This is a genomic window from Pseudomonas sp. GD03858, from assembly GCF_029840925.1.
Lineage (GTDB): Bacteria > Pseudomonadota > Gammaproteobacteria > Pseudomonadales > Pseudomonadaceae > Aquipseudomonas.
The window spans coordinates 1-24695 of record NZ_JAOCDM010000085.1 but is presented as its reverse complement, the minus strand read 5'-3'; the positions used below and the strand labels follow the sequence as shown (position 1 = coordinate 24695).

21 protein-coding genes are annotated in these 24695 nt (G+C 65.0%); 11 read left to right on the top strand and 10 right to left on the bottom strand.

Features of this window, described 5'->3' with window-relative positions:
- Together N5D48_RS19160 and N5D48_RS19155 are read right to left on the bottom strand one after the other, a co-directional pair.
- Positions 1-1613: methyl-accepting chemotaxis protein (locus N5D48_RS19160; RefSeq protein ID WP_279887175.1), on the bottom strand; the 1613-nt coding region annotated here is incomplete at its 3' end.
- A 212-nt stretch (positions 1614-1825) separates the two neighbouring features.
- Positions 1826-3589, bottom strand: a complete 1764-nt coding sequence (locus tag N5D48_RS19155; RefSeq protein ID WP_279887174.1) for an ABC transporter transmembrane domain-containing protein — start codon at positions 3587-3589, stop codon at positions 1826-1828.
- Positions 3590-3836: 247 nt separating this feature from the next.
- On the opposite strand from N5D48_RS19155, the gene N5D48_RS19150 reads away from it, so the two are divergent.
- Positions 3837-4007 carry a PA1571 family protein gene (locus tag N5D48_RS19150; RefSeq protein WP_279887173.1) on the top strand — a complete coding sequence of 57 codons (171 nt, stop codon included), beginning with the start codon at positions 3837-3839 and terminating at the stop codon, positions 4005-4007.
- A gap of 181 nt (positions 4008-4188) precedes the next feature.
- Here the strand turns inward: N5D48_RS19150 and pdxB are convergent, their stop codons facing one another.
- The 3 genes from pdxB to rlmM all read right to left on the bottom strand — a co-directional run bounded on the left by pdxB (position 4189) and on the right by rlmM (position 6752).
- Complete coding sequence (gene pdxB, locus N5D48_RS19145; protein WP_279887172.1) at positions 4189-5331, bottom strand: 4-phosphoerythronate dehydrogenase PdxB; 1143 nt, start codon at positions 5329-5331, stop codon at positions 4189-4191.
- A 46-nt stretch (positions 5332-5377) separates the two neighbouring features.
- Positions 5378-5620 (bottom strand): sulfurtransferase TusA, encoded by a 243-nt coding sequence (gene tusA, locus N5D48_RS19140; RefSeq protein ID WP_279887170.1) that lies wholly within the window; start codon positions 5618-5620, stop codon positions 5378-5380.
- 67 nt (positions 5621-5687) lie between these two features.
- Positions 5688-6752 (bottom strand): 23S rRNA (cytidine(2498)-2'-O)-methyltransferase RlmM, encoded by a 1065-nt coding sequence (gene rlmM, locus N5D48_RS19135; protein WP_279887169.1) that lies wholly within the window; start codon positions 6750-6752, stop codon positions 5688-5690.
- A 219-nt stretch (positions 6753-6971) separates the two neighbouring features.
- Here rlmM and acnA point away from each other — a divergent pair, with 219 nt between their 5' ends.
- The 3 genes from acnA to N5D48_RS19120 all read left to right on the top strand — a co-directional run bounded on the left by acnA (position 6972) and on the right by N5D48_RS19120 (position 12490).
- Positions 6972-9713, top strand: coding sequence for an aconitate hydratase AcnA (gene acnA, locus N5D48_RS19130; RefSeq protein ID WP_279887167.1), 2742 nt, complete (start codon positions 6972-6974; stop codon positions 9711-9713).
- Positions 9714-9946: 233 nt separating this feature from the next.
- On the top strand, positions 9947-10723 hold the full coding sequence (locus tag N5D48_RS19125) for a CPBP family intramembrane metalloprotease (RefSeq protein ID WP_279887165.1): 777 nt from the start codon (positions 9947-9949) through the stop codon (positions 10721-10723).
- Between the two features lie 201 nt (positions 10724-10924).
- Entirely contained in the window at positions 10925-12490 is a 1566-nt protein-coding gene (locus tag N5D48_RS19120) for a PAS domain-containing methyl-accepting chemotaxis protein (protein ID WP_279887163.1), read from the top strand.
- 37 nt (positions 12491-12527) lie between these two features.
- Here N5D48_RS19120 and N5D48_RS19115 read toward each other — a convergent pair whose 3' ends face one another.
- The 4 genes from N5D48_RS19115 to N5D48_RS19100 form a co-directional block, all read right to left on the bottom strand.
- On the bottom strand, positions 12528-13412 hold the full coding sequence (locus tag N5D48_RS19115) for a pseudouridine synthase (protein WP_279887162.1): 885 nt from the start codon (positions 13410-13412) through the stop codon (positions 12528-12530).
- A gap of 47 nt (positions 13413-13459) precedes the next feature.
- Positions 13460-13768: a hypothetical protein gene (locus tag N5D48_RS19110; protein WP_050704807.1), complete on the bottom strand. Its 309-nt coding sequence runs from the start codon at positions 13766-13768 to the stop codon at positions 13460-13462.
- A 68-nt stretch (positions 13769-13836) separates the two neighbouring features.
- Entirely contained in the window at positions 13837-14073 is a 237-nt protein-coding gene (locus N5D48_RS19105; protein WP_279887161.1) for a glutaredoxin family protein, read from the bottom strand.
- A gap of 72 nt (positions 14074-14145) precedes the next feature.
- On the bottom strand, positions 14146-15354 hold the full coding sequence (locus N5D48_RS19100; RefSeq protein WP_279887160.1) for an ammonium transporter: 1209 nt from the start codon (positions 15352-15354) through the stop codon (positions 14146-14148).
- 302 nt (positions 15355-15656) lie between these two features.
- On the opposite strand from N5D48_RS19100, the gene N5D48_RS19095 reads away from it, so the two are divergent.
- The 6 genes from N5D48_RS19095 (at position 15657) to N5D48_RS19070 (ending at position 22624) form a co-directional block, all read left to right on the top strand.
- Complete coding sequence (locus tag N5D48_RS19095) at positions 15657-15968, top strand: DUF883 family protein (protein ID WP_279887159.1); 312 nt, start codon at positions 15657-15659, stop codon at positions 15966-15968.
- A gap of 9 nt (positions 15969-15977) precedes the next feature.
- Entirely contained in the window at positions 15978-16352 is a 375-nt protein-coding gene (locus tag N5D48_RS19090; RefSeq protein WP_279887157.1) for a phage holin family protein, read from the top strand.
- The gene (locus tag N5D48_RS19085) at positions 16349-16678 is read left to right on the top strand and encodes a hypothetical protein (protein WP_279887155.1); all 330 of its coding nucleotides are present in this window, start codon (positions 16349-16351) and stop codon (positions 16676-16678) included. The genes N5D48_RS19090 and N5D48_RS19085 overlap by 4 nt, the downstream gene beginning before the upstream one ends.
- Before the next feature lie 75 nt (positions 16679-16753).
- Positions 16754-18085: a deoxyguanosinetriphosphate triphosphohydrolase gene (locus tag N5D48_RS19080; protein WP_279887177.1), complete on the top strand. Its 1332-nt coding sequence runs from the start codon at positions 16754-16756 to the stop codon at positions 18083-18085.
- A 278-nt stretch (positions 18086-18363) separates the two neighbouring features.
- Complete coding sequence (locus N5D48_RS19075; protein ID WP_279887153.1) at positions 18364-18984, top strand: response regulator transcription factor; 621 nt, start codon at positions 18364-18366, stop codon at positions 18982-18984.
- A 7-nt stretch (positions 18985-18991) separates the two neighbouring features.
- Positions 18992-22624 (top strand): transporter substrate-binding domain-containing protein, encoded by a 3633-nt coding sequence (locus tag N5D48_RS19070; protein WP_279887176.1) that lies wholly within the window; start codon positions 18992-18994, stop codon positions 22622-22624.
- 32 nt (positions 22625-22656) lie between these two features.
- Here the strand turns inward: N5D48_RS19070 and N5D48_RS19065 are convergent, their stop codons facing one another.
- Positions 22657-23001 carry a YggL family protein gene (locus tag N5D48_RS19065; RefSeq protein WP_201176117.1) on the bottom strand — a complete coding sequence of 115 codons (345 nt, stop codon included), beginning with the start codon at positions 22999-23001 and terminating at the stop codon, positions 22657-22659.
- A gap of 186 nt (positions 23002-23187) precedes the next feature.
- Here N5D48_RS19065 and dacB point away from each other — a divergent pair, with 186 nt between their 5' ends.
- Entirely contained in the window at positions 23188-24651 is a 1464-nt protein-coding gene (gene dacB, locus N5D48_RS19060; protein ID WP_279887152.1) for a D-alanyl-D-alanine carboxypeptidase/D-alanyl-D-alanine-endopeptidase, read from the top strand.
- Positions 24652-24695: the final 44 nt, after the last annotated feature.

Genomic DNA, 24695 nt, shown 5'->3' with positions numbered 1-24695 from the left:
GCAGTCAATCGGGAAGTGACTTCGCCCAGCTGCCCCGACAACCCATGCAGGCGCTGCCCGGCCTGCTCGGTGTGCCGCACCGCCTGCTGGTTGTCGGTGGCGATCCGAGTGATCTCGATCAGGTTGCGCGAAATGTCCTCGGCAACGCTGGTCTGTTCCTCCGCAGCAGTGGCGATCTGCCGATTCATGTCACGGATCGCCTCCACCGCCGTGGTGATGCGTTGCAGCATCTGTCCGGCGTGCTGCACCTGCTCGGCGCCCTCCTCACTGCGCTGCTGGCCGCTCTCGATGGCCTTGACCGCCTCCACCGCGCCCGACTGCACCGCCTCGATGATCTGATGGATCTCGGCGATCGACGCCGCGGTGCGCTGGGCCAGGCTGCGCACCTCGTCGGCCACCACCGCGAAGCCGCGCCCGGCCTCGCCGGCACGCGCCGCCTCGATGGCGGCATTGAGCGCCAGCAGGTTGGTCTGCTCGGCAATGCCGCGAATCACTTCGAGCACCTTGCCGATCCGCGTACTGTCATTTTCCAGGTGGCGAATCACTGCGGCGGTGCCGGCGATCTCGCGATTGACCACGGCAATGGTGTCGATGGTCCTCTGCATGACCTGCTCGCCGGCCTGGGCGCTATGGTCGGCTTCGTCCGCCGCCCGCGCGGCATCGGCGGCATGCCGCGCCACCTCCTGGGCGGTGGCGGACATCTCGTGCATCGCCGTGGCGACCTGGTCAGTGCGCTGGAACTGGTCCTGGGTGCCATGGGCCATGTCGCCGGCGATGCTGCGCAGCTGGCCGCTGGCATGCTCCAGTTCCTCAGCGTTGTCCTTCAGCCGGCCAACCGTATCGGCCAGGAAGTCGCGCAGGGTGTTGGCGGCACGCGCCAGGCGCCCCAGTTCGTCTTCGCGGCGGCTGTCGACCCGCGCGCCAAAGCGGCCTTGGCTGAGCTGGGCAACGTAGTCGATCAGTTGCCGAATCGGCTCGACCAGGCTGCGGTTGACCAGCCACAGGCTGAACAGGCCGACCAGCATGGCGGACCCGAGCATCACCAGTATGCCCAGCCACACGGTGCGCTCGGCGCCCGCGCTGATCTGCTGCGCCCGCCCATGGGCCTCGGCACGCAACTGCTCGACCAGCGCGCTCATCTGCTCGCTGGCGGCACGGTCCACACCCTTGACGGCCAGGTCGCCGGCCACCGGGTCGCCGCCTGCGGCAAGAAATGCCTGGCGCCCCCGTTCATAAGCCGCACCCAGCTGTCGATGGCTGGCCTCGAGCTGCTCCAGGCGCGCCTTGACGCTCGGGTCGCTGCTGTCGATCAGCTGCCCCAGCAACTGCTGCACCTGCCGCTCGCGGGCCTGGAACTGCTGCCAGTACTTGTCCAGCTCGGCCGGCTGGCGACCGCGCAACAGCACGTTCTTCCATTCCTGCACCTGGATCTTGAACTGCAGGTTGGCCTCGTCGATCAACTGCGAAGCGCGCAATGGCCCGTCCACCAGTTCGGCATAGCCGCGCACGCTGGACGACAGGAACTGGAAGCACACCAGGGCGATCAGCAGGATCGCCGCCAGGCTGCCGCCAAGCAGGGTGAGGATTTGCACTCGGAGGGATTTACGCAACATCGCGGATCTCGGAACAAGGAGGAGGGAAAACAGCGCATGGCAGCGCCGCCGACAGACATCCTTGTCCTCGTTCGCAGACCAAAAAAAAGCCGCCATCGATCGATGGCAGCCAGGTCGAGCACTTGCACAACAGTGGCTTCAGATAGTCTCAGGCAAATACTACAAAATTGTTACAAATCCGCGACAGGCTACGAGCAGGCCGAAATACCTCATCAGCCTGGGTTGAACTGCAGCGACGCCAGCCGTGCATAGAGCGGACTCTCCTCCATCAATTGCCGATGACTGCCGAACGCCACCAGCCGGCCTTTGTCGATCACCGCGATGCGGTCGGCATGCTGCACGGTGGCCAGGCGATGGGCGATGACCAAGGTGGTGCGCCCGGCCATCAATTGCGGCAGCGCCTGCTGGATCAGGTACTCGCTCTGCGCATCCAGGGCACTGGTGGCCTCGTCCAGCAACAGGATCGGCGCGTCCACCAGCAACGCCCGGGCAATCGCCAGGCGTTGCCGCTGGCCACCGGACAGGCCCACGCCACCTTCGCCCAAGGGCGTCTGGTAACCCTGCGGCAACTGCACGATGAACTCATGGGCATGGGCACCACGGGCCGCCACCTCGACCTCGGCCAGGCTGGCCTCAGGCCGGCCATAGCGGATATTGGCCTCGACCGTGCCACGGAACAGCGCCGGCTGCTGGGCCACCAAGGCGAACTGACGGCGCAACTCGGCCGGCTCCAGCCCGGTGATCGGCTGGCCGTCGAGGTAGATCGCGCCTTGCTGCGGGTCGTAGAAACGCAGCAGCAGGTCGAACAGCGTCGACTTGCCCGCGCCCGATGGCCCTACCAGGGCCACGGTCTGGCCCGCCTGGATATCCAGGCTCAATCCGTCGATGGCCGGCAACGTGGGGCGCGACGGGTAGGCAAAGCACACCTCGCGCAACTCGATGGCGCCGCTGGCGCGCCCGCCCGGCAACGCACCCGGCCGTGGCGGCGCGAGGATCGCCGTGGGTGCGGCCAGCAGCTCGGCAATGCGCTCGGCGGCGCCGGCGGCGCGCTGCAGTTCACCGATCACCTCGCTCAGCGTGCCGAAGGCGCTGCCGACGATCAGGCTGTAGAACACGAAGGCGGCCAGCTCGCCGCCGGAGATGCGCCCGGCGATCACATCCATGCCGCCGACCCACAGCATCACCCCGACCGCGCCGAGCACCAGCACGATCACCAGGGTGATCAGCCAGGCACGCTGGGCGATGCGCCGCCGCGCCACCTCGAACGCCGCCTCCACCGTCTCGGCGAACAGCGCGCGGTCGCGCCCCTGATGGTTGTATGCCTGCACCGTCTTGATCTGGCCGAGGGCTTCGGCGACGTAGCTGCCCACGTCGGCCACCCGGTCCTGACTCTGTCGCGACAGGCTGCGCACGCGCCGGCCGAACAGCAGGATCGGCGCGAGCACCAGGGGCAAGGCCAACACCACGATGCTGGTCAGCTTGGGGTTGGTGACGAACAGCAAGATCACGCCGCCCACCACCATCAAGGCGTTGCGCAGGAACATCGACAGCGAGGAACCGATCACCGACTGCAGCAGCGTAGTGTCGGCCGTCAGTCGCGATTGGATCTCCGAACTGCGGTTGTCCTCGAAGAAACCGGGATGCAGACCGACCAGATGGTCGAACACGGCGCGACGGATATCGGCCACGCAACGCTCGCCGATCCACGACACCAGATAGAAGCGGGCGAACGTGCCCACCGCCAGGGCCATGACCAGCAGCAGGAACAGGCCGATCGTCTGGTTGAGCTGGTGGGCCGAGCCAGTCATGAAACCCTGGTCCACCAACAGGCGGATCCCCTGCCCCATGGACAAGGTGATGGCGGCGGTAGTCACCAACGCCAGCAAGGCCAAAAGGGCCTGGCGCCGGTAAGGGCGAATGAACCGCCAGCCCAGGTGCAGGGCCCGGCGTTGGCGTGGAGAGATCGGATCTGGCATGGCGACCGTCATTCGGCAGAAAGAGGCAACAAGACTACCATTCGTCCACCGCGAGGAACGCCCGCGAATGCGACGCCGTCGCATGAACGAACGAGGCAACAGTACCTATGCGCATTCGTTCTAACGTGTTGCTGGAGCTTTACCGCGCTTTCTGGTGGACTGATCCAGCACGACGCCGAAGAAGCTGTCACAGACCAGTCACGGCGAAGCGATACCTTGAGCTCGAACCTGAAAGAGGAGAAAGGACATGAGCTTGCAGCACACCGAAACGCCCAAGACCCAGAACCCTCCAAAACCTCAGGTCTGCGGCTCGATCATCGACGCCCAGGGCCGCGAGGTGCCGATCACCGAGAAGATGATCCAGAAGGCCTGCAAGGACCTCGAAGACAGCCGGGTCGAGAAAGTCAGCAAGGGCTGATCCCAGGATTGCGTGCAACCCTGTGGGGGCGGGTTTACCCGCAAAGCAGACAACGCAGGCTTCGCCCGTGTTCGCGGCGGTTCGGCGCCCCGACAAGCCCGCTCCCACAGGGATCGCGTCAGATTGAGAAATCTGAACAAGACAGTTGCCCCCACGCGAATGGTGCTTTTACAAGAACCCCTCAGGCCAGCACCGCCCCCAGCGCACTGACCACCTGTGCCAGTTGCGGCGCCTCCCCACGTACTCGCACCGCCAGCCCCTCGATCTCACGCCGTACCGGATAGTGCTTGCGCAGCAGGTCGAACGACGCGCGCTGCTCGACCGGATCATCACTCAGGCTGCGACGGAAATCCGCATCGTCACGGCGCGGGTCATACACTGCCCGACAAAGCGTTGCCAGCACCCAAGCCGAGTCAGCGCCCGCGTCGAACTCGATCTGCGCCAGCGCCGGTGCCGGCAGCAGATCGGCCAGGCGCACCTGCTCGGGCTCGGCGCGCCAGCGGCAGAATGCCTGGTAGATCTGCGCCGTGCCGCGCTGCTTGCCGTCGAGGCTGTAACCGGCGATATGCGGCGTCGCCAAGGTACACAGGTCGGCCAGTTGCAGCTCTACCTGCGGCTCGCCTTCCCACACATCGAGCACCGCATGCACATCCTCGCGATCGAGCAGCAATTCGCGCAGGGCCGCGTTATCCACCACCGGCCCACGGCTGGCATTGATCAGCCAGGCGCCGGCACGCAGGCGCGCCAGGCGAGGCTGGTCGAGCAGGTGCCAGGTCGGGTGCTCACCGCCGCGTTGCAGCGGGGTGTGCAAGCTGATGACATCGCACTGCTCGAGGATCGTATCGAGGTCGACGAAGTCGCCGCCCTCGCTGGCCTGGCGCACCGGGTCGCACACCAGCACCTTCCAGCCCAGGCCATGCAGCACCCGCACCAGGCGTCCACCGACCTCGCCGGCGCCGACCACGCCGTAGACCCGCGTGCTCAGGTCAGCCCCTTCCAGCTCGGCCAGGGTCAGCAGGCTGCCCAGCACGTAGTCCACCACGCCACGGGCATTGCAACCGGGCGCGCTGCTCCAGTGGATACCGGCCTGGGCGAAATATTCGAGGTCAAGGTGATCGGTGCCAATGGTGCAGGTGCCGACGAAGCGCACCCGGCTACCTTCGAGCAGTTGCCGGTCGACGCGGGTCACCGAGCGCACCAGCAGCACGTCGGCGTCCTTGACGCAGGCAGCGTCGATGGCCCGGCCAGGATAACGGCGGATCTCGCCGAAACCGGCGAAGAAGGCATCGAGCAGCGGGATATTCTCGTCGGCAACTATCAGCATGGCGCTCTCCTGTCAGGGGAGCGCAGTGTAGCGCGATCGCCGCGGCTCAGTCGGCCTTCTTGCGGATCCAGTACAGGTAGGTGCCGGCCTCTTCCTGCTGACCAAGCAGCTCGTGGCCGAGGAAGACGCAGAACTTGGGAATGTCGCGACGGGTCGACGGGTCGGTGGCGATCACCTTGAGCACGCCGCCGCCGGCCAGCTCGCGCACGTGCTTGTGCAGCAGCATCACCGGCTCCGGGCAGTTCAGGCCGGTGGCGTCAAGGATCGCGTCGTGGGTGAAATCGGTCATGTAGGGCTCCGCAAAATGATCGTCATTGTGGCGCATGAAGCGGGGCCGTCACAGCCCCGCGATGGCCTCAGCGCGGTTTCAGGTCCAGCCGGCGCAGGTGGCAGGTCACTTCCTCGCGGTCGTGATACAGCTGCTTGCAGGCGATCGACACTTTCACTTTGCGTGCCTTGAATCCAGCCTCGATGCGCTCGAGCAGCTTGCGTACCTCGGCATGACGCTGCTTCATCGGCAGCTTGAGATTGACCACCGCTTCGCGGCACAGCCCTTCACCCAGCCAGGTTTCGATCAGCGAGGCGGTGCGGGCCGGTTTTTCGACGATGTCGCAGACCATCCAGTCAACCGTGTGCTTGGGCTTCCAGGTAAAGCCATCGGCCATCAGGTGAGTGACCAGGCCAGTGTCCATCAGGCTCTCGGCCATCGGGCCATTGTCGATGGCGGTCACCAGCATGCCGCGCTTGACCAGCTGGTAGGTCCAGCCGCCGGGGGCGGCGCCCAGGTCGACGCCGGTCATGTCATCGTTCAGGCGCTGCTCCCACTGGTCGCGGGGAATGAACTGGTGCCAGGCTTCCTCCAGCTTGAGGGTCGAGCGACTGGGCGCCTCGCGGGGGAACTTCAGGCGCGGGATGCCCATTGGCCACAGCGCCGAATTGTCGGCCTCGGCAAGGCCGAGGAAGACCCGTCGACCACTGATGAAGCTCAGCAGCAGGCGCGGCTTGCGCACGTCGTCGACCAGTCGACCGGCCTTCTCCAACGCCTTGCGCAGCGGCACCTCGAACTTGCGGCAGAACGTCGACAGCTCCTTGCCTTCGTTGCTGTCGAGCACTTCCAGCCACAGGCTGCCACACACCGGCAGCCCGGCCAGGTGCTCCAGCAGCACGCTGATGCGGTCGCTCTCCGGCAGTTCGACGAAGGCGCCGCGCGCCCACTGGCGCGGGAAGATCAGCTGCGAGAAACGCAGCGTCTGCATCATGCGCTCGGCGCCGTCCGGCTCGCTGCAGACGAATTCGGCGCAAGCGCTCTGCGGCTTGCCCTTGGCGTAGCCGGCCACGCCCAGATGGGCGGCGTGCTCGCTGATTTCGGCGCAGACCTCGCCCTCGAAGCCGGGCCGGCAATGCATGAACAGGGTATTCATTTCTCACTCCACATCACTGACGCAGGTGGCGCCAGGGCGGCGAATGATAAAGGAAGATCGGAACCTGCGACACGTCCCACCGGTCCAGAAAAGGGGCAGGAGGGCCAAACCGGTCTAACCTGTCTGTTCAGCCAGGTCCGTGCCGTGCGGACCAATCCAGAGCGGTGACACCGGCGAGCGACCCGCAGTCGCCGGGCACCGGAGCACAAGGAGTTGTAAATGCCCTCGCTCGATAGCCTGAAAACCCTCAAGACCCTCCAGGTAGCCGATCGCACCTATCACTATTTCAGCCTGCCCGAGGCTGCCCGCCAGCTCGGTGACCTGCAGCGCCTGCCCATGTCGCTGAAAGTGCTGCTGGAAAACCTGCTGCGCTGGGAAGACGGCAAGACCGTCACCGGCGACGACCTGCGCGCCCTGGCCCAGTGGCTGCAGGAGCGCCGCTCCGACCGCGAGATCCAGTACCGCCCGGCGCGCGTGCTGATGCAGGACTTCACCGGCGTGCCGGCGGTGGTCGACCTGGCCGCCATGCGCGCGGCCATGGCCAAGGCCGGTGGCGATCCGCAACGCATCAATCCGCTGTCGCCGGTGGACCTGGTGATCGACCACTCGGTGATGGTCGACCGCTACGCCAGCCCCAGCGCCTTCGCCCAGAACGTCGACATCGAGATGCAGCGCAACGGCGAACGCTACGCCTTCCTGCGCTGGGGCCAGAGCGCCTTCGACAACTTCCGCGTGGTGCCGCCGGGCACCGGCATCTGCCACCAGGTCAACCTCGAGTACCTGGGCCGCACGGTCTGGACCCGCGACGCGGACGGCCGCACCTATGCCTTCCCCGACACCCTGGTCGGCACCGACTCGCACACCACCATGATCAACGGCCTGGGCGTGCTCGGCTGGGGCGTGGGCGGCATCGAGGCCGAGGCGGCGATGCTCGGCCAGCCGGTGTCGATGCTGATTCCCGAGGTGATCGGCTTCAAGCTCACCGGCAAGCTGCGCGAGGGCATCACCGCCACCGACCTGGTGCTGACGGTGACACAGATGCTGCGCAAGAAGGGCGTGGTCGGCAAGTTCGTCGAGTTCTATGGCGACGGCCTGGCCGACCTGCCGCTGGCCGACCGCGCCACCATCGCCAACATGGCCCCCGAGTACGGCGCCACCTGTGGTTTCTTCCCGGTCGATCAGGTGACCCTGGACTACCTGCGCCTGTCCGGCCGCCCCGAGGAGGCCGTACAACTGGTCGAGGCCTACAGCAAGGTGCAGGGCCTGTGGCGCCTGCCGGGCCAGGAGCCGCTGTTCAGCGACACCCTGGCGCTGGACATGAACGACGTCGAAGCCAGCCTTGCCGGCCCCAAGCGCCCACAGGACCGCGTGCCGCTGAACCAGGTCAGCCAAGCCTTCGACCAGTTCATCGAACTGCAGCCCAAGCCACTGACCAAGGCCGTTGGCCGACTCGAAAACGAAGGCGGTGGTGGCGTGGCGGTCGGCAGTGCCGACCAGGCCGGTGAAATCGACTACACCCACGCCGGCCAGACCCACACCCTGCGCGACGGCGCCGTGGTGATCGCCGCCATCACCTCCTGCACCAATACCTCCAACCCCAGCGTGATGATGGCTGCCGGGCTGGTGGCGAAGAAGGCCGTGGAAAAGGGCCTGACACGCAAGCCCTGGGTCAAGAGCTCGCTGGCGCCCGGCTCCAAGGTGGTCACCGATTACTTCAAGGCGGCAGGGCTGACGCCTTACCTCGACCAACTCGGCTTCGACCTGGTCGGCTATGGCTGCACCACCTGCATTGGTAACTCTGGCCCCCTGGACGAGGCAATCGAGAAGGCCATCGGCAGCGCCGACCTCACCGTCGCCTCGGTGCTGTCGGGCAACCGCAACTTCGAAGGCCGGGTGCATCCGCTGGTCAAGACCAACTGGCTGGCGTCTCCGCCCCTGGTAGTGGCCTATGCCCTGGCCGGCAGCGTGCGCGTCGACCTGACCCAGGATGCGCTGGGCACCGGCAAGGACGGCAAGCCGGTATACCTGCGTGACATCTGGCCGAGCCAGCAGGAGATCGCCGAGGCCGTCGGCAACGTCGACACGCGCATGTTCCACAAGGAATACGCCGAGGTGTTCGCCGGCGACGCCCAGTGGCAGGCCATCGAAGTGCCCCAGGCGGCCACCTATGTCTGGCAGGACGAATCCACCTATATCCAGCACCCGCCGTTCTTCGACGATATCGGCGGCCCGCTGCCGGAAATCGGCGATATCCACGGCGCGCGCATCCTCGCCCTGCTCGGCGACTCGGTGACCACCGACCATATCTCCCCGGCCGGCAACATCAAGGCCGACAGCCCGGCCGGGCGCTACCTGCGCGGCAAGGGCGTGGAGCCGCACGACTTCAACTCCTACGGCTCGCGGCGCGGCAACCATGAAGTGATGATGCGCGGCACCTTCGCCAACATCCGTATCCGCAACGAGATGCTCGGCGGCGAGGAAGGCGGCAACACCCTGTACGTGCCCACGGGCGAGAAGCTGTCGATCTACGATGCCGCCATGCGCTACCAGCAGGACGGCACGCCGCTGGTGGTGATCGCCGGGAAGGAATACGGCACCGGCTCCAGCCGCGACTGGGCGGCCAAGGGCACCAACCTGCTGGGGGTCAAGGCGGTGCTGGCGGAAAGCTTCGAACGTATCCACCGCTCCAACCTGGTGGGCATGGGCGTGCTGCCGCTGCAGTTCAAGGCCGGCGACGACCGCAAGGGCCTGGGGCTGACCGGCAAGGAACGCATCGATGTATTGGGCCTTGATGGCGCGCAGATCCGCCCGGGCATGAGCCTGCCGCTGCGCATCATCCGCGAGGATGGGCGCCAGGAGCAGATCGAGGTGCTGTGCCGGATCGATACCCTCAATGAGGTCGAGTACTTCAAGTCGGGAGGGATCCTGCATTATGTGCTGCGGCAATTGATCGCAGGATAAGGCTGGGCCTATCCCTTTCCAGTTCAAGATTGCCGGGGGTCGCTTTGCGACCCTTTCGCGGCACAAGGCCGCTCCTACAGGAGACCGCGCCGTTCTGTAAGAGCGGCCGTGTGCCGCGAAAGGACCGCAACGCGCTCCCGGCATTACCCGCCCAAACGCGCAAACATCCAAGTGTCCTGAAGGCCACGGGGTAAGTCCTACCCTCCACGGACTCACCGGCACAAGGACACCTCATGCCTCTTCCCCACTGGATCGCCCTGCTCCTGCTCGCCCTCGGCTATACGATCGCCCTGACCTACGGCAGCCTCGGCCTCGCCGCCCTGCCCGCCTTGCTCGCCCTGCTGTGCAGCGCACTGCTCGCCCGCCGTCCGGTGCGCTGGCAACAAAGCCTCGGCCACCTGCTGTTCATCGCGCTCGCCGTCGCCCTGGCGCTGCACTGGCTGCCCGGTTTCCATGGTGCCCGGGTGATCGACAAGGCCGTGCTCAGCGAAGGCGCGGTGCCATTCTCCATGTACCTGAACCTCGACAAACCGCTGATCGGCCTGTGGCTGCTGCTGGCCTGCCCCTGGCTGGTGATGCTGCGTGGGCGCGGCCTGGCCATGAGCCTGGCGCTGATCCTGCCGCTCACCCTGCTCGCCTGCCTCGGCGGCGCCTGGGCCCTGGGCATGGTGGCCTGGGCACCGAAATGGCCCGACCAGGCCTGGCTGTGGCTGCTGAACAACCTGCTGCTGGTGAGCCTGACCGAGGAACTGCTGTTCCGTGGCTACATCCAGGGCGGCCTGCAACGTCTGTTCAGGCACGAGGGGCTGGCGTTGCTGGTGGCCGCGCTGTTGTTCGGCCTCGCGCACCTGGCCGGTGGCTGGCAATGGTTCTACCTGGCCACCCTGGCCGGGGTGGGGTATGGTCTGGCCTATCGCCATGGCGGGCTGGCGGCGGCGGTGCTGTGCCATGTCTGCGTCAACCTGGCGCACTTCGCGGCTTTCACCTATCCGATGCTGGCCCTGTCGTGAGCGATCGGTCATGATCCGACCTAGCCGTCATAATTCCAGAGTAAAACTGCAATACAGGGGTCAACGTCTGCGATCAGGCCACCTTCTGTTAACCCAGCCAGCCTAAGCGCGCCTTGCTCCAGGTCAACGTAGTTAAATATCCATTCAATAAAACCAGAAGCTTGCCGATACCTGTCGAAAGCCTCGCGGATTGAACAGCCAATGCGTAACAACCAGCCGATTACCCAGAGAGAACGGACTTTCCCTGCCCAGCAGCGGTTGATCTCCACCACCAATGCCAAGGGCGTGATCACCTACTGCAACGATGCCTTCGTCGAGATCAGCGGTTTCTCCCGCGAGGACCTGATGGGCGCGCCGCATAACCTGGTACGCCATCCCGATGTGCCGCCGGCGGTGTTCGCCCATATGTGGCAGACCCTGAAGCAGGGCCTGCCGTGGATGGGCATCGTCAAGAACCGCTGCAAGTCCGGCGACCACTATTGGGTCAACGCCTACGTCACACCGATCTTCGACAACAACCAGGTCATCGGCTACGAGTCGGTCCGGGTCAAGCCCACCGCCGAACAGATCCGCCGCGCCGAAGGCCTGTACCAGCGCATCAACCAGGGCAAGTCGGCCATTCCCAAGCGCGACAAGTGGCTGCCGGTGCTGCAGGACTGGCTGCCGTTCATTCTCGTCAGCCAGATCGGTTTCCTGATCGGCAACTGGCTCGGTCACTCCTGGGGCTTCGCCCTGGCCGCGGGCCTGTCGGTGCCGCTGGGCCTGCTTGGCTTGGGCTGGCAGCAGCGCGGCCTCAAACGCCTGCTGCGCCTGGCCGAGCAGACCACCTCCGACCCGCTGATCGCACAGATGTATACCGACAGCCGTGGCGTCCAGGCGCGCCTGGAAATGGCCATGCTCAGCCAGGATGCGCGGATGAAGACCTGCCTGACCCGCCTGCAGGACAGCGCCGAACAGCTCAGCGACCAGGCCCGCCAGTCCGACGCCCTCGCCCACCAGAGCTCGTCGGGCCTCGAACGCCAGCGCGTGGAAACCGAGCAGGTCGCCGCCGCCGTCAACCAGATGGCCGCCACCACCCAGGAAGTGGCCAACCACGTCCAGCGCACCGCCGACGCCACCCAGGAAGCCAATCGCCTGACCAGCCAGGGCCGCAACATCGCCGGCGAAACCCGTGACGCCATCGAGCGCCTGTCGGCTGCCGTGGGCGAAACTGGCCTGACCGTGACGCAACTGGCCAAGGACAGCGACGAGATCGGTGGCGTGGTCGATGTGATCAAGGGCATTGCCGACCAGACCAACCTGCTGGCGCTCAACGCCGCCATCGAAGCCGCCCGTGCCGGTGAAATGGGCCGCGGTTTCGCCGTGGTCGCCGACGAGGTTCGCCAGCTGGCTCAACGCACCGCCGAGTCCACCGGGCAGATCCACACCCTGATCGCCAAGCTGCAACAGACCGCCAACAACGCGGTGCAGACCATGGAGACCGGGCACCGCCAGGCCCAGGAAGGTGTCGAACGGGTCATGGAAGCCGACCAGGCACTGGTCGGTATCAGCGAGGCCGTGGCCAACATCACCGACATGGCGACCCAGATCGCCGCCGCCACCGAGGAGCAGAGCGCGGTGGCCGAGGAGATCAGCCGCAACATCAGCACCATCGCCGACCTGGCCGACCAGACCGCGGGCCAAGCCCAGCGCTCGGCGCTGCTCAGCGAGGAGCTGACCAGCACCGCGGGCACCCAGTACTCGCTGGTGGAACGCTTCAACCGCTGAAGCCTGTAAAAGCATCGCGGGGCAAGCCCGCGATGCTTTACCAGTCGAGCGTCAGACGGCTCTCGAAGTACCGTACCTCACCCGTCAACGGATCCGCGAAGCGCAGGCTGTGGGCCAGCAGCTTCAGTGGCCGCGCGTAATCATCCTGCTCGTTGACCAGCTGCGGATAGAACGGATCGTTGCAGATTCCCGCGCCCAACGCCGCCATATGCACCCGTAGCTGATGGGTCTTGCCAGTCACCGGCGATAGCCCGTAGCGCCACAGCTCGCCATTTTTCTCCAGCACGCAAGCATGGGTTTCGCTGTTGTCGGCCCCTGCTACCTCATGCATGCGAAAGAACGGCTCGCCATGCACCAGGCGGCTGCGATGCACCAGCGGGTAGTCGTGCTGCGGCATGGCGGCGGCGATCGCCTGGTAGCGCTTGTCGATGCGCCGCTCGGGGAACAGGCGCTGATAGGCGCCACGGCTTTGCGGGTTGGCGGAAAACAGCACCAGCCCGGCGGTGTGCCGGTCGATGCGGTGCAGCGGCACCAGGTGCGGGTTGTCCAGGCGCCGGATCAACCGACGCAGCAGCGTCTGCTCGACGTATTCGCCGGTGGGCGTGACCGGCAGGAAGTGCGGCTTGTCCGCCACCACCAGGTGTTCGTCGACATGCAGGATTTCTTCCTGCACCGGAATCACCTTCTCGTTGGGCACTTCACGGAAATAGTGCAAGCGCATGCCCCGCCGATAGAGCGTATCCGCCGCAATAGGCTGGCCGTCGGCATTGAGCACCCGGCCCCGGGCGAATCGGTCGAGCCATTGCTCACGGCCGATACCCTTGAAATGATCGCACAGGCAGTCGAGCACCGTCGTCCAGTGCCCTGGGGGCAGGCATACGGTGCTGGCTTGCTGGCGGGCAGGGTCGAAAGGCATGATCATCAGGCTCGGTTTTGCAGGGGGCGGCATTATCCCCTACCCCGCGCCCCTCAACCAGCCTCGCTGGCCGGCTCGCAGCGCGCCTTGAGCCAGCGCAGCACCTGCACCGCGTCCCAACGGCCCGGGTCGTAGAGCGCATAGCTCAGTCCCTGGTAGCCCACCACATCCAGCGGACGGTGGAAACCGGCACGCTGGAACAGCGCCTCGATCTCGGCGAAACAGGTATTGAAATGGACCTTGCCGAACGGGGTCCGCTCATCGGTGACGATGCCATCGAGGCGCAATTCCAGTACCGCCTCGCACACACGCTCGGGTGCCATGTGGTTGATGCTGTACTTGAGTTGCTCGACATTGAGCATGGCTTCACCTCGTATACTGTATTTATATACAGCATACGGAGCGTGCCGTGCCGCCGTCAATGCGAGGCTCAGCCCAGGAAGGCCACCACCTGCTCGGCATCGAACGGCCAGCCTAGCTCGGCGCCGCTGTCGCAACGGCGCAGCACCGGGATGCTCAGGCCATAGCGCTCGAACAGCACCTCGCTGTCAGCGATATCGACCAGCTCGACCATCAGGCCGTGCTCGACGAACGGCATGAGCACAGCCTCGGCGACTTCGCACAGGTGGCACCCGACGGTGCCGAACAATTGGGTTTCAGGGAGCATGCAGGCATCCACGAATCGCATGGGTGGATGCTCATTCTAGGTCCCTGTCCGCGGGTGCGCACCTGCCCTGGCTCAATCCTGGCTGGTGGCGCCGATCCGATGCAGCGAGAGATCCGCGCCCTGGAACTCCTGCTCGTGACTCAGGCGCAGGCCATGCAGCACCTTGATCGAACCATACACGGCGAATCCACCGACCAGCGCCACCACCACGCCCGCCAGGCTGCCCAGCAACTGGCTGACCAGGCTGACCCCACCCAGCCCGCCCAGGGCCGCCTGCCCGAACACGCCACAGGCAATGCCGCCCCACACGCCGCACAAGCCATGCAGCGGCCATACCCCGAGCACATCGTCGATCTTCCAGCGGTTCTGGGCCGCCGTGAAGGACCAGACGAACACGCCACCGGCCACCAGCCCGGTGACCAGCGCCCCTACCGGGTGCATCAGGTCGGAGCCGGCGCACACCGCCACCAGGCCGGCCAGCGGGCCGTTGTGCAGGAAACCAGGGTCGTTGCGTCCGAGCAGCAACGCCGACAGCGTGCCGCCCACCATGGCCATCAGCGAATTGATCGCCACCAGGCCGCTCACGCCCTGCAGGGTCTGCGCGCTCATGACGTTGAAGCCGAACCAGCCGATGATCAGAATCCACGAGCCCAGCGCCAGGAATGGAATGCTCGACGGCGCGAACGCCACCAGACGCCCGTCGCGGTAGCGGCCACGGCGCGCGCCCAGCAGCACGACCGCCGCCAACGCCAGCCATCCGCCCATGGCATGCACCACCACGGAGCCGGCGAAGTCATGGAACGGTGCGCCGAAGCGCGCCTGCAACCAGGCCTGGATGCCCAGGTTGCCGTTCCATACCACCCCTTCGAAGAACGGGTAGACGAACGCCACGATCAACGCCGTCGCGCAGAGTTGCGGCACGAAGCGCGCCCGCTCGGCGATGCCCCCGGAAATGATCGCCGGGATGGCCGCGGCGAAGGTCAGCAGGAAGAAGCACTTGACCAGCCCATAGCCGTGGTCGCTGGCCAGTGTCGCCGCCGGATGCAGGAAGCTTACGCCGTAGGCGATCCAGTAGCCGATGAAGAAGTACACCAGCGCCGATACCGCGAAGTCGCTGAGAATCTTCGACAAGGCGTTGACCTGGTTCTTGTGGCGGACGGTGCCGACCTCGAGAAAGGCGAATCCCGCGTGCATGGCCAGGACCAGGATCGCGCCCATGAGGATGAACAGAGTGTTGGAGCCATGGACCAGGGAGTCCATCGCGCTATGCATGTTTTCCATGAAGTGGCAGACCTGCGAAAAGGCACCAGGACAGTTCAAGAACCGGCATCCATGCACCTGATCGGTGCCAGGCCCCTGCCCTGTTTCGATGACCGGACGGAGCCTGCGTGGTTTTTTCTTGGGTTTGTCGTGGATTGGGTTAAGGTTTATCGGTATCCGTAGCGCCAGCGCATGGTTTCGGCGCAGCCCCGGCGAATACGCACCGCATTACAGCAAGCGCCGTACCAACACATTTCGCTGAACCTTCCGCACCCTCGATCACTCGAAATAGCCACATGCATCCACAGGGAGAGGCCCATTCCATGGCCAGCAAATCGGCAAAGACTGCACAAGAGATACTGATGGCTGACTTCCAGGCCCTGGTCCGCGACACCGAGAAGCTGCTCGCCGACACCGCCAACCTGGCGGGCGACCAGGCCGATGAACTGCGCGAGCAGATCCACGAGCGCCTGGTCCAGGCCCGCGAGACCTTGCAACTGACCCAGGAGTCGGTGCGCCAGCGCGGTCAGGCCGCACTGGGAAGCGCCGAACAGTACGTGCAGGAGAATCCGTGGCAGGCGATTGGCATCGCCGCGGGTGTCGGCCTGCTGATCGGCCTGCTGGCCAAGCGCTGAGGAAGCTCCATGGATAACGATGCCATCGGCGCCAGCGCCTCCGGTAGGCGCCTGGGCGCGGCCATACTCGGGCTGCTGCACAGCCATATCGAGCTGTTCGGCATCGAGTTGCAGGAGCAGAAAGCCCGCACCCTCAGCCTGCTGCTGTTCGCCGGCCTGGCACTGGTGTTCGCCCTGCTGCTGCTGACCGCCTTGTCGGGATTGGTGCTGGTCCTGTTGTGGGACAGCTATCGCCTGGCCGGGATCATTGGCCTGTGCGTGTTCTACGGGATCGCCGCGCTGTATTGCGGCCTGCGCCTCAAGGCCGCGGTGTTCGACGAGTCGTCGCCATTCAACGCCACGCTCGAGGAGCTGGCCAAGGATCGGGAGCGCCTGCTGCCATGAGCCTGCCCGAACTGCCCGACACCCGCAACCCGCGAGAGCTGCGCAAGGCGCTGCTGCGCCTGCGCATGGAAATGCATCGCCAGGAAATTCGCCACGAGTCCGCCCAGCTGCTCGAACCGGTCCACCGCCTGCGCGGCATGGGCAGCGCGTTCGGCGAGGGCATGGGGGTCAAGCATGGCTCGCTGTGGGGGATCGCCGGCGTCGTCGCCCTGGGATTCCTCACCGGCAAGGGCGTGCGTAGCGGCAACCTGGTACGCCTGGTGCGCCTGGGCACCAGCCTGGTGCCCTTGATCCGCCTGCTCATTGGCAACACCTCCCGCCGCTGAAACCCGAGCGCTGGCGCTTGCGCCAGCGCCCCGGACACCGGAAGCTATCCGGACTCTACGATGGGAGACAAAGCCTTGGACTGGCAAACCCTGTTGACCCGCGAACGCCTGGGCAAGGCGCTCTACAGCCCTGAAGAACTCGGCCGCAGCCCCTTCCACAAGGACCACGACCGCATCATATTCTCGGGCGCATTCCGCCGCCTGGGCCGCAAGACCCAGGTACATCCGGTTTCCAGCAACGATCATATCCACACCCGCCTCACCCACTCGCTGGAAGTCAGTTGCGTCGGCCGCTCGCTCGGCATGCGCGTCGGCGAAACCCTGCGCGGTCAGTTACCGGACTGGTGCGAACCCAGCGATCTGGGCATGGTCGTGCAGTCAGCCTGCCTGGCCCATGACATCGGCAATCCGCCGTTCGGCCATTCGGGGGAAGACGCGATCCGTCACTGGTTCCAGCAGGCCGCGGGGCGAGGCTGGCTGGATGACATGAGCGACGACCAGCGCGCCGACTTTCTCAATTTCGAAGGCAATGCCCAGGGCTTTCGTGTCCTCACCCAACTCGAGTACCACCAGTTCGACGGCGGCACGCGACTGACCTACGCCACCCTCGGCACCTATCTCAAGTATCCCTGGACCTCACGCCACGCCGATGCGCTGGGCTACAAGAAGCACAAGTTCGGCTGCTACCAGAGCGAACTGGGCCTGCTCGAACAGATTGCCGGGAAGCTCGGCCTGCCCCAGCTCGAGGACCAGCGCTGGGCGCGCCATCCGCTGGTGTACCTGATGGAGGCCGCCGATGATATCTGCTATGCGCTGATCGACCTCGAGGACGGTCTGGAAATGGACCTGCTGCAATACGCCGAGGTCGAGGCGCTGCTGCTGGACCTGGTCGGAGACGACCTGCCGGAAACCTATCGCCAACTCGGCCCCGACGAGTCACGTCGGCGCAAGCTGGCGATCCTGCGCGGCAAGGCCATCGAGCACCTGACCAATGCCGCCGCCCAGGCCTTCGTCGAGCAGCAGGATGCCCTGCTGGCCGGTCACCTGCCGGGCGACCTGGTCGAACACATGCATGGCCCGGCGCAACGCTGCGTACTCCAGGCCAAGGACATGGCGCGCAAGAAGATCTTCCAGGACAAGCGCAAGACCCTGCATGAGATCGGCGCCTATACGACCCTGGAGATTCTGCTCAACACATTCTGCAGCGCAGCGCTGGAGCAGCATGGCGGGCGCACGCCATCCTTCAAGAGCCGGCGCGTGCTGGACCTGATAGGTAACAACGCACCCAATCCGCACGGTTCGCTGCATGGTGCGTTCTTGCGCATGATCGACTTCATCGCGGGCATGACCGACAGCTATGCCAGCGAAATGGCGCTGGAAATGACAGGGCGCTCCAGTTCCAGATGAAGGGGTGGTGACGGCAGACCGGCGTTTGCTGTCACCGCCAATTTTGAAGGACTTTTCCCACAAGTTTGAAAACTTATTAAACAAACTACGCTTTATTACAACGCCACGCTTTAAAAAAATCATCTGCCGTCACCACCTTCCACCCCTCTCGTAGCAGTATTTATCGACAACTGTAAGCAAATTCCTATATCTGGGATTTGGCATGGCCTTTCCTGCAAACCGCCATTCAACTGAGCTAATGTGCGACTGCCTTAGCCCCGCTGCATGGAATGTTGAATATGTACTCAGTGTTTATCGTTGACGACCATCCCATTATCCGATTGGCCATTCGGATGCTGCTGGAAAATCAGGGTTACAAGATTGTCGGCGAATCGGACAATGGCGTGGATGCCATGCAGATGATTCGTGAGCTGCGCCCTGACCTGGCGATCCTCGACATCAGCATCCCGAAGCTCGATGGCCTGGAAATGCTCTCGCGTTTCCAGGCCATGGCCTTGCCGCTCAAGGTCCTGGTGCTGACCGCGCAATCACCCGCCCTGTTCGCCACCCGCTGCATGCATTCCGGGGCCGCCGGTTATGTCTGCAAGCAGGAGGACCTCAGCGAGTTGCTGAGCGCCATCAAGGCGGTGCTCTCCGGGTACAACTATTTCCCCAGCCAGGCACTCAGTTCACCCCACGTCAAAGATAGCGAGGAGTTGGAGTTGTTCCGCCAGGTCAATGATCGTGAACTGATGGTATTGCAACTTTTTGCCCAGGGTCGCAGCAACAAGGAAATAGCCAAAGGCATGTTCCTCAGCAACAAGACCGTCAGCACCTACAAGAAGCGCCTGATGCACAAGTTGCGCGCCAGCACCCTGGTGGAGCTGATCGACGTCGCCAAGCGCAACGCACTGGTCTGAGGTCATGATGTGGAGGTACCTTGCTGCATCACTGTTGTGGCTGAGCCTGGGCGCTCCCTTGCAATGCGCCAGCGGAACCGTCGATGCAGGCCGCACGTATACCCTGCTCAGTCGCTCCTCACCCACGTCGGTCCACCCGGTGCTGACCCCCACGCAACGGCAGTGGCTGGGCACGCGTCGCGAACTGGTGCTGGGCACCTCGGCGCCAGACTATCCCCCCTTCGATATCTCCACGGGCGGCCGTGAATACCAGGGACTCACCGCCGACTATGCGGGGCTGATCGGCAATGCCCTGGGCCTGCCGGTGCGCATACGCCGCTTCCCCAGCAGGCCCGCGGCGGTGGCGGCGCTCAAGAATGGCCATATCGACATGCTCGGCAGTGCCAATGGCTATGAAGCCACCACCCAAGGCCTGGCGCTGTCACGTCCCTATGCCATCGATCAACCCGTCCTGGTAACCCGTGAAGACGAGACCCGGGCGCTGGATACAGGCCTGGAGGGTATGCGGCTGAGCATGCTCTACCATTACCTGCCCACCGAGGAAATCCGCACCAACTACCCCAAGGCCGAGCTACTGACCTTCGAATCGTCCACCCAGGCGTTGAATGCCGTCGCCTTCGAACAGGCGGACGTGTTCATTGGCGACACCGTTTCCACGCATTACCTGATCAGCCAGGGACACTTGCCGCACCTGCGCATGGCCAACTTCGGCAAGCACGAAGCCGTGGGCTTCAGTTTTGCCCTGCGCGAAGACGAGCAGACGCTGCTGACGCTGGTGGATGCCGCGCTCGATGCTCAGTCCACCGCCACGCGCAACGATATCTTCAAACGCTGGAGCGCCAGCAGCGGCAATCTGCTGACCGACCGTAAACTGCAGCTGTCGCCACGGGAGGAAAGCTGGTTGCGCGACAATCCAGTCATGCGCGTGGTGGTCAACGAAACTGCGGCTCCGCTCACGTACTTCGACAACAACGGCCGCCTGCGTGGCATCGTCGCCGACCTGCTCGAGCTCATTCGCCTGCGCACCGGCCTGCGCTTCGAAATACGTCGCGCCAGCGGCGATGGCGACATGGTCGACCAGCTCGAGTCCGGCCGCGCCGACATTATCGCCAGCCTTTCCATCGACACTCGCCGAGGAAGCACACTGCAGGTGAGTCGGCCCTACCTGGAAAGCGCCTATGTCCTGGTCAGCCATACCGGCGCCGATCAACCCAGCAGCCTGAAGCAGCTCAAGGGCAAGCGCGTAGCCATTCCCCGTGACAGCACGGTGGCCGCCCTGCTCACCGCACAGCACCCGCGGATTCACCAGGTAGCCACCGAAAGCACCTATTACTCGATGGCCCTGCTCGGCAGTGGTGCGGTGGACGCGGTCATCGCCACCCTCATCGATGCCAATCACATGGTGGCCGCCGCCAACGACCTGGTCATCCGCAGCACGGTCGGCACCGAACCGGCGACCTTCTCCATGGCCACCCGGCCTAAAGCCGGCGAACTGGCGTCGATACTCGACAAGGCCTTGCTGAGCGTCTCCCCCGAAGAGCTCGGCGTGATCAACAGCCGCTGGCGCGATCACGGCCTGCGCGAAGACGCCTACTGGCGCAGCTACAGGCGGATCATCCTGCAGGTGGTGGGGGTCATCGGCGTGCTGCTGGTGCTGGCACTGGTCTGGAATGCCAGGTTGCGCCGCCAGATCAAGCAACGCCAACGCGCCGAGCGGGCCCTCAACGACCAGCTCGAGTTCATGGGCGCACTGCTCAATGGCACGCCTCACCCCATGTACGTGCGCGACCGCGAAGGGCGCCTGAAGAGCTGCAACGAAAGCTATCTGCTCGCCGTGGGCGCCACCCTTGAACAGGTCATGGGCAAGCGCCTGGAGGACAGCCAGTTCAGCGACCGCGACTACACCCGCCAGGTCCAGGATGACTACCGGCGCGTGATGGAAGAAGGCCGACCGCTAATCCTCGACCGACCGCTGCGCCTGAAGGACAAGGAGCTGACCATCTATCACTGGATCCTCCCCTACCGCGACTCGCTGGGCGAGATGCAAGGCATCATTGGCGGCTGGATCGACATCAGCGAGCGGCGCAACCTGGTCCAGGACCTGCGCCTGGCCAAGCAGCAGGCCGACGACGCCAACCGCGCCAAGAGCGTGTTCCTCGCCACCATCAGCCACGAGATCCGCACCCCGATGAATGCACTGATCGGCATGCTGGAGCTGGCGCTCAAGCGTGCCGAACAGGGGCAGCTCGACCGCCCGGCGCTCGAGGTCGCTCATCACTCGGCAAGGGACTTGCTGGGGTTGATCGGCGATATCCTGGACATTGCCCGCATCGAGTCCGGCCATTTATCCCTCGCCCCGGAACCGGTCGACCTTGCCGCGCTGATCGAGTCCGTCGGTCGCGTGTTCGACGGGCTGGCCCGGCACAAAGGCCTGACACTGGATGTGACCATCTCCCCGGAGGCGCGCTGCCACGCGATGCTCGATCCGCTGCGCTTCAAACAGGTGCTGTCGAACCTGGTCAGCAACGCGATCAAGTTCACCGAGCAGGGCCAGGTGCACATCACCGCCAAACTGCACACAGGGGGCGAGCCGACGCTCACCACGCTGGATCTGGAAGTACGCGACACGGGTATCGGCATCCATGAGCAGGACCAGCAGCGCCTGTTCTCCCCCTTCGTACAGGCCAACCCGTACAGCGACGGCGCTCGGGCTGGCACCGGGCTCGGCCTGGTCATCAGCCGCAACCTGTGCGCCATGATGGGTGGCGAACTCACCCTGCAAAGCCTCCAGGGCGTCGGCACGCGCGTGCGGCTGGTCATGCCCCTGCAACGCGTCGACCCGGTCGATTCGCCCTTGCCGGCCAGCACGGGCATCGAACGCCCCGATACACGCCTGAGGATCCTGGTGATCGATGATCACCCGGCCAACCTGCTGCTCATGGCCCAGCAACTCGGCTACCTGGGGCTGCGCCAGGAAAGCGCCAGCGATGGACGCGAAGGCTTGCGCAAGTGGCGCGAAGGTTGTTTCGACGTGCTGGTGGTCGACTGCAACATGCCGCAGATGAATGGCTACGAACTGGCCAGGACCGTGCGGGCAGAGGAACGCCTGCAAGGGCGACCACGCTGCGCCATGCTCGGCTACACCGCCAATGCCCAGCCCGAGATACGCCAGCAATGCCTCGATGCCGGCATGGACGACTGCCTGCTCAAACCTATCGGACTGCAGATGCTCGGCCAGCGCCTGGCGGCCATCACCGGGCTTTCCCGGCAATGCATCGGCCGTAATCCGCCCCGGCATCGCTTTGACCTCGAAGGCTTGACCGCCATCGTCGGTGACAGTGTCGTCGATCGGAACCGGATTCTCAGCACGCTGCACCTGAGCCTGCGCCAGGACCTGGAAATTCTGATGGCGATCGACCCCGAGCATGACGCCAACGAACTGGCCGCCCACGCACACAAGATCCTCAGCGCGGCAAGGATGCTCGATGCAAGGATGCTGATTCAGGCGTGCGAGGCGTTGGAAGCGACCGGGTTGACCCTGGCCGAACTGAAGACGCGCCGTCAGGCGCTGGCGCGACATATGCGCCGGGTGGAGCAAGCCTTGGCCAGGCAGTTGGACAACCTGGCCGAGGCAGGGTAAGGCGGCACGTTCAGGGGTGCCGCCACCAGGGATCAGGAAGCCGGGTTGATCGGCTTGTCCGGATACCAGGCGTCCAGCAGCGGGCTGACTTCGATCTTGGTCAGTTCGCTGCGGCCCTTGAGCCAGGCTTCGACGGTGGCGCGCTGCTCTTCGCTGACCGAGCCACGCTTGGCCGAGCAGACCAGGCCGAAATCGTCGCCGCCGACATAGTCCAGGCCGTTGGCATCCATGGCGTCAGCCAGGAAGGCGTCGAGGAAGGCATCGATGGCTTCATCGGACAGGTCTTCCTTGAAGTCCAGGTTCAGTTCGAAACCCAGCTCCTGGAACTCGTCAACGCACAGCTTCTTGCGCAGACGACGGGAACGGTTGGTAGCCATGAAACAATCCTCTCAATTAATTACGCGCGGCACTTTACCAGTTTCCGGCGCGCAACGGCGCTTTTCCGTCGAACGAAACCCATGTGCGTCGCGCTTGGGGCATAATGCGCACTATATTTCGAACCGGGGCCACCATTTCTTACAGCCCCTTTTTCTTTTTCCCTCGTCTGCAGGGTTCGCGCACCTATGATCAAGACGCTCCGCCCATTGCTGCTCGCCGGCCTGTTCCTGCCCCTCGCCTTGCCTGTCCAGGCCGCCGCCGTCAACACCACCTTGCCACCCAAGGTGCAACAAGCCCTCAAGACCAACAAGCTGCAGGACTCCGCCCTGTCTCTGGTCATGCTGCCGCTCGATGGCCCGGGCACACCGACCGTGTTCAACGCCGACGTGTCGGTCAACCCGGCCTCGACCATGAAACTGGTGACCACCTACGCCGCGCTGGAGCTGCTGGGCCCGACCTTCCAGTGGAAGACCGAGTTCTACACCGACGGCACCCTGAGCAACGGCGTGCTCAATGGCAACCTCTACCTCAAGGGCGGTGGCGACCCCAAGCTGAACATGGAAAAGCTCTGGCTGCTGATGCGCGACCTGCGCGCCAATGGCGTGCGCACCGTGACCGGCGACCTGGTCCTGGATCGCAGCCATTTCGTCCAGCCCAACCTGCCACAGTTCAATGACGATGGCGGCGACGAGAACAAGCCGTTCCTGGTCAAGCCGGACTCTCTGCTGGTCAACCTCAAGGCCCTGCGCTTCGTTGCCCGCAACGACGGCGGCAAGGTGACCGTCTCGGTCGAGCCGCCGATCGCCAGCATCCGCATCGACAACCAGGTCAAGGCTTCGGCCGGCAAGCAGTGCACCGGCGATGTGCGCTACAACCCGGTGATGCAACCCGACGGTGTCAGCGTGACGGTGAGCGGTCAGCTGGCCGACGGCTGCAACTCGCAGACCTACCTGTCGCTGCTTGACCATCCCACCTACGCAGCCGGCGCGGTAAGGGCCATCTGGAGCGAGCTGGGCGGCAGCATCCAAGGCCGCGACCGCATCGAGAACGTGCCCAAGAGCGCCCGCCTGCTGGCCCGGGCCTTCTCGCCGGACCTGGTCGAGGTGATCCGCGACATCAACAAGTACAGCAACAACACCATGGCTCAGCAGCTGTTCCTCAGCCTCGGCGCGCAGTTCCGCACCGATGCCGACGGCGACGACGCCCGGGCGGCACAACGCGTGGTACGCCAGTGGATGGCCAAGAAAGGCATCACCGCGCCACACCTGGTGATGGAGAACGGCTCCGGCCTGTCCCGCGCGGAACGGGTCAGCACCCGCGAGATGGCCACGCTGCTGCAGGCAGCCTGGAAGAGCCCGTACGCCGCCGAGTTCATCAGCTCGATGCCGCTGGTAGGCATGGACGGCACCATGCGCAAGCGCCTCAAGCGCACCGCCATGAGCGGCGAGGCGCACATCAAGACCGGCACCCTCAACACCGTGCGAGCGATCGCCGGGTTCAGCCGCGACAGCAACGGGCACACCTGGGCCGTCGCCGCCATCTTGAACGACCCCAAGCCATGGGGCGCCTCACAGGTGCTTGACCAGGTCCTGCTGGATCTCTACCGACAGCCGAAGCTGGCGAACGGCACGGCGACCACGGCGCCCTGACCGGGACATCGACCGGGGCCACCCATCTGGCCCCGGCGCACGCC

What these genes read in the sequence shown, in the direction of transcription:
- N5D48_RS19155 (WP_279887174.1), bottom strand. Translation starts at nt 3,589, where the DNA reads ATGCCAGATCCGATCTCTCCACGCCAACGCCGGGCCCTGCACCTGGGC.
- N5D48_RS19150 (WP_279887173.1), top strand. Translation starts at nt 3,837, where the DNA reads ATGAGCTTGCAGCACACCGAAACGCCCAAGACCCAGAACCCTCCAAAA.
- pdxB (WP_279887172.1), bottom strand. Translation starts at nt 5,331, where the DNA reads ATGCTGATAGTTGCCGACGAGAATATCCCGCTGCTCGATGCCTTCTTC.
- tusA (WP_279887170.1), bottom strand. Translation starts at nt 5,620, where the DNA reads ATGACCGATTTCACCCACGACGCGATCCTTGACGCCACCGGCCTGAAC.
- rlmM (WP_279887169.1), bottom strand. Translation starts at nt 6,752, where the DNA reads ATGAATACCCTGTTCATGCATTGCCGGCCCGGCTTCGAGGGCGAGGTC.
- acnA (WP_279887167.1), top strand. Translation starts at nt 6,972, where the DNA reads ATGCCCTCGCTCGATAGCCTGAAAACCCTCAAGACCCTCCAGGTAGCC.
- N5D48_RS19125 (WP_279887165.1), top strand. Translation starts at nt 9,947, where the DNA reads ATGCCTCTTCCCCACTGGATCGCCCTGCTCCTGCTCGCCCTCGGCTAT.
- N5D48_RS19120 (WP_279887163.1), top strand. Translation starts at nt 10,925, where the DNA reads ATGCGTAACAACCAGCCGATTACCCAGAGAGAACGGACTTTCCCTGCC.
- N5D48_RS19115 (WP_279887162.1), bottom strand. Translation starts at nt 13,412, where the DNA reads ATGATCATGCCTTTCGACCCTGCCCGCCAGCAAGCCAGCACCGTATGC.
- N5D48_RS19110 (WP_050704807.1), bottom strand. Translation starts at nt 13,768, where the DNA reads ATGCTCAATGTCGAGCAACTCAAGTACAGCATCAACCACATGGCACCC.
- N5D48_RS19105 (WP_279887161.1), bottom strand. Translation starts at nt 14,073, where the DNA reads ATGCTCCCTGAAACCCAATTGTTCGGCACCGTCGGGTGCCACCTGTGC.
- N5D48_RS19100 (WP_279887160.1), bottom strand. Translation starts at nt 15,354, where the DNA reads ATGGAAAACATGCATAGCGCGATGGACTCCCTGGTCCATGGCTCCAAC.
- N5D48_RS19095 (WP_279887159.1), top strand. Translation starts at nt 15,657, where the DNA reads ATGGCCAGCAAATCGGCAAAGACTGCACAAGAGATACTGATGGCTGAC.
- N5D48_RS19090 (WP_279887157.1), top strand. Translation starts at nt 15,978, where the DNA reads ATGGATAACGATGCCATCGGCGCCAGCGCCTCCGGTAGGCGCCTGGGC.
- N5D48_RS19085 (WP_279887155.1), top strand. Translation starts at nt 16,349, where the DNA reads ATGAGCCTGCCCGAACTGCCCGACACCCGCAACCCGCGAGAGCTGCGC.
- N5D48_RS19075 (WP_279887153.1), top strand. Translation starts at nt 18,364, where the DNA reads ATGTACTCAGTGTTTATCGTTGACGACCATCCCATTATCCGATTGGCC.
- N5D48_RS19070 (WP_279887176.1), top strand. Translation starts at nt 18,992, where the DNA reads ATGTGGAGGTACCTTGCTGCATCACTGTTGTGGCTGAGCCTGGGCGCT.
- N5D48_RS19065 (WP_201176117.1), bottom strand. Translation starts at nt 23,001, where the DNA reads ATGGCTACCAACCGTTCCCGTCGTCTGCGCAAGAAGCTGTGCGTTGAC.
- dacB (WP_279887152.1), top strand. Translation starts at nt 23,188, where the DNA reads ATGATCAAGACGCTCCGCCCATTGCTGCTCGCCGGCCTGTTCCTGCCC.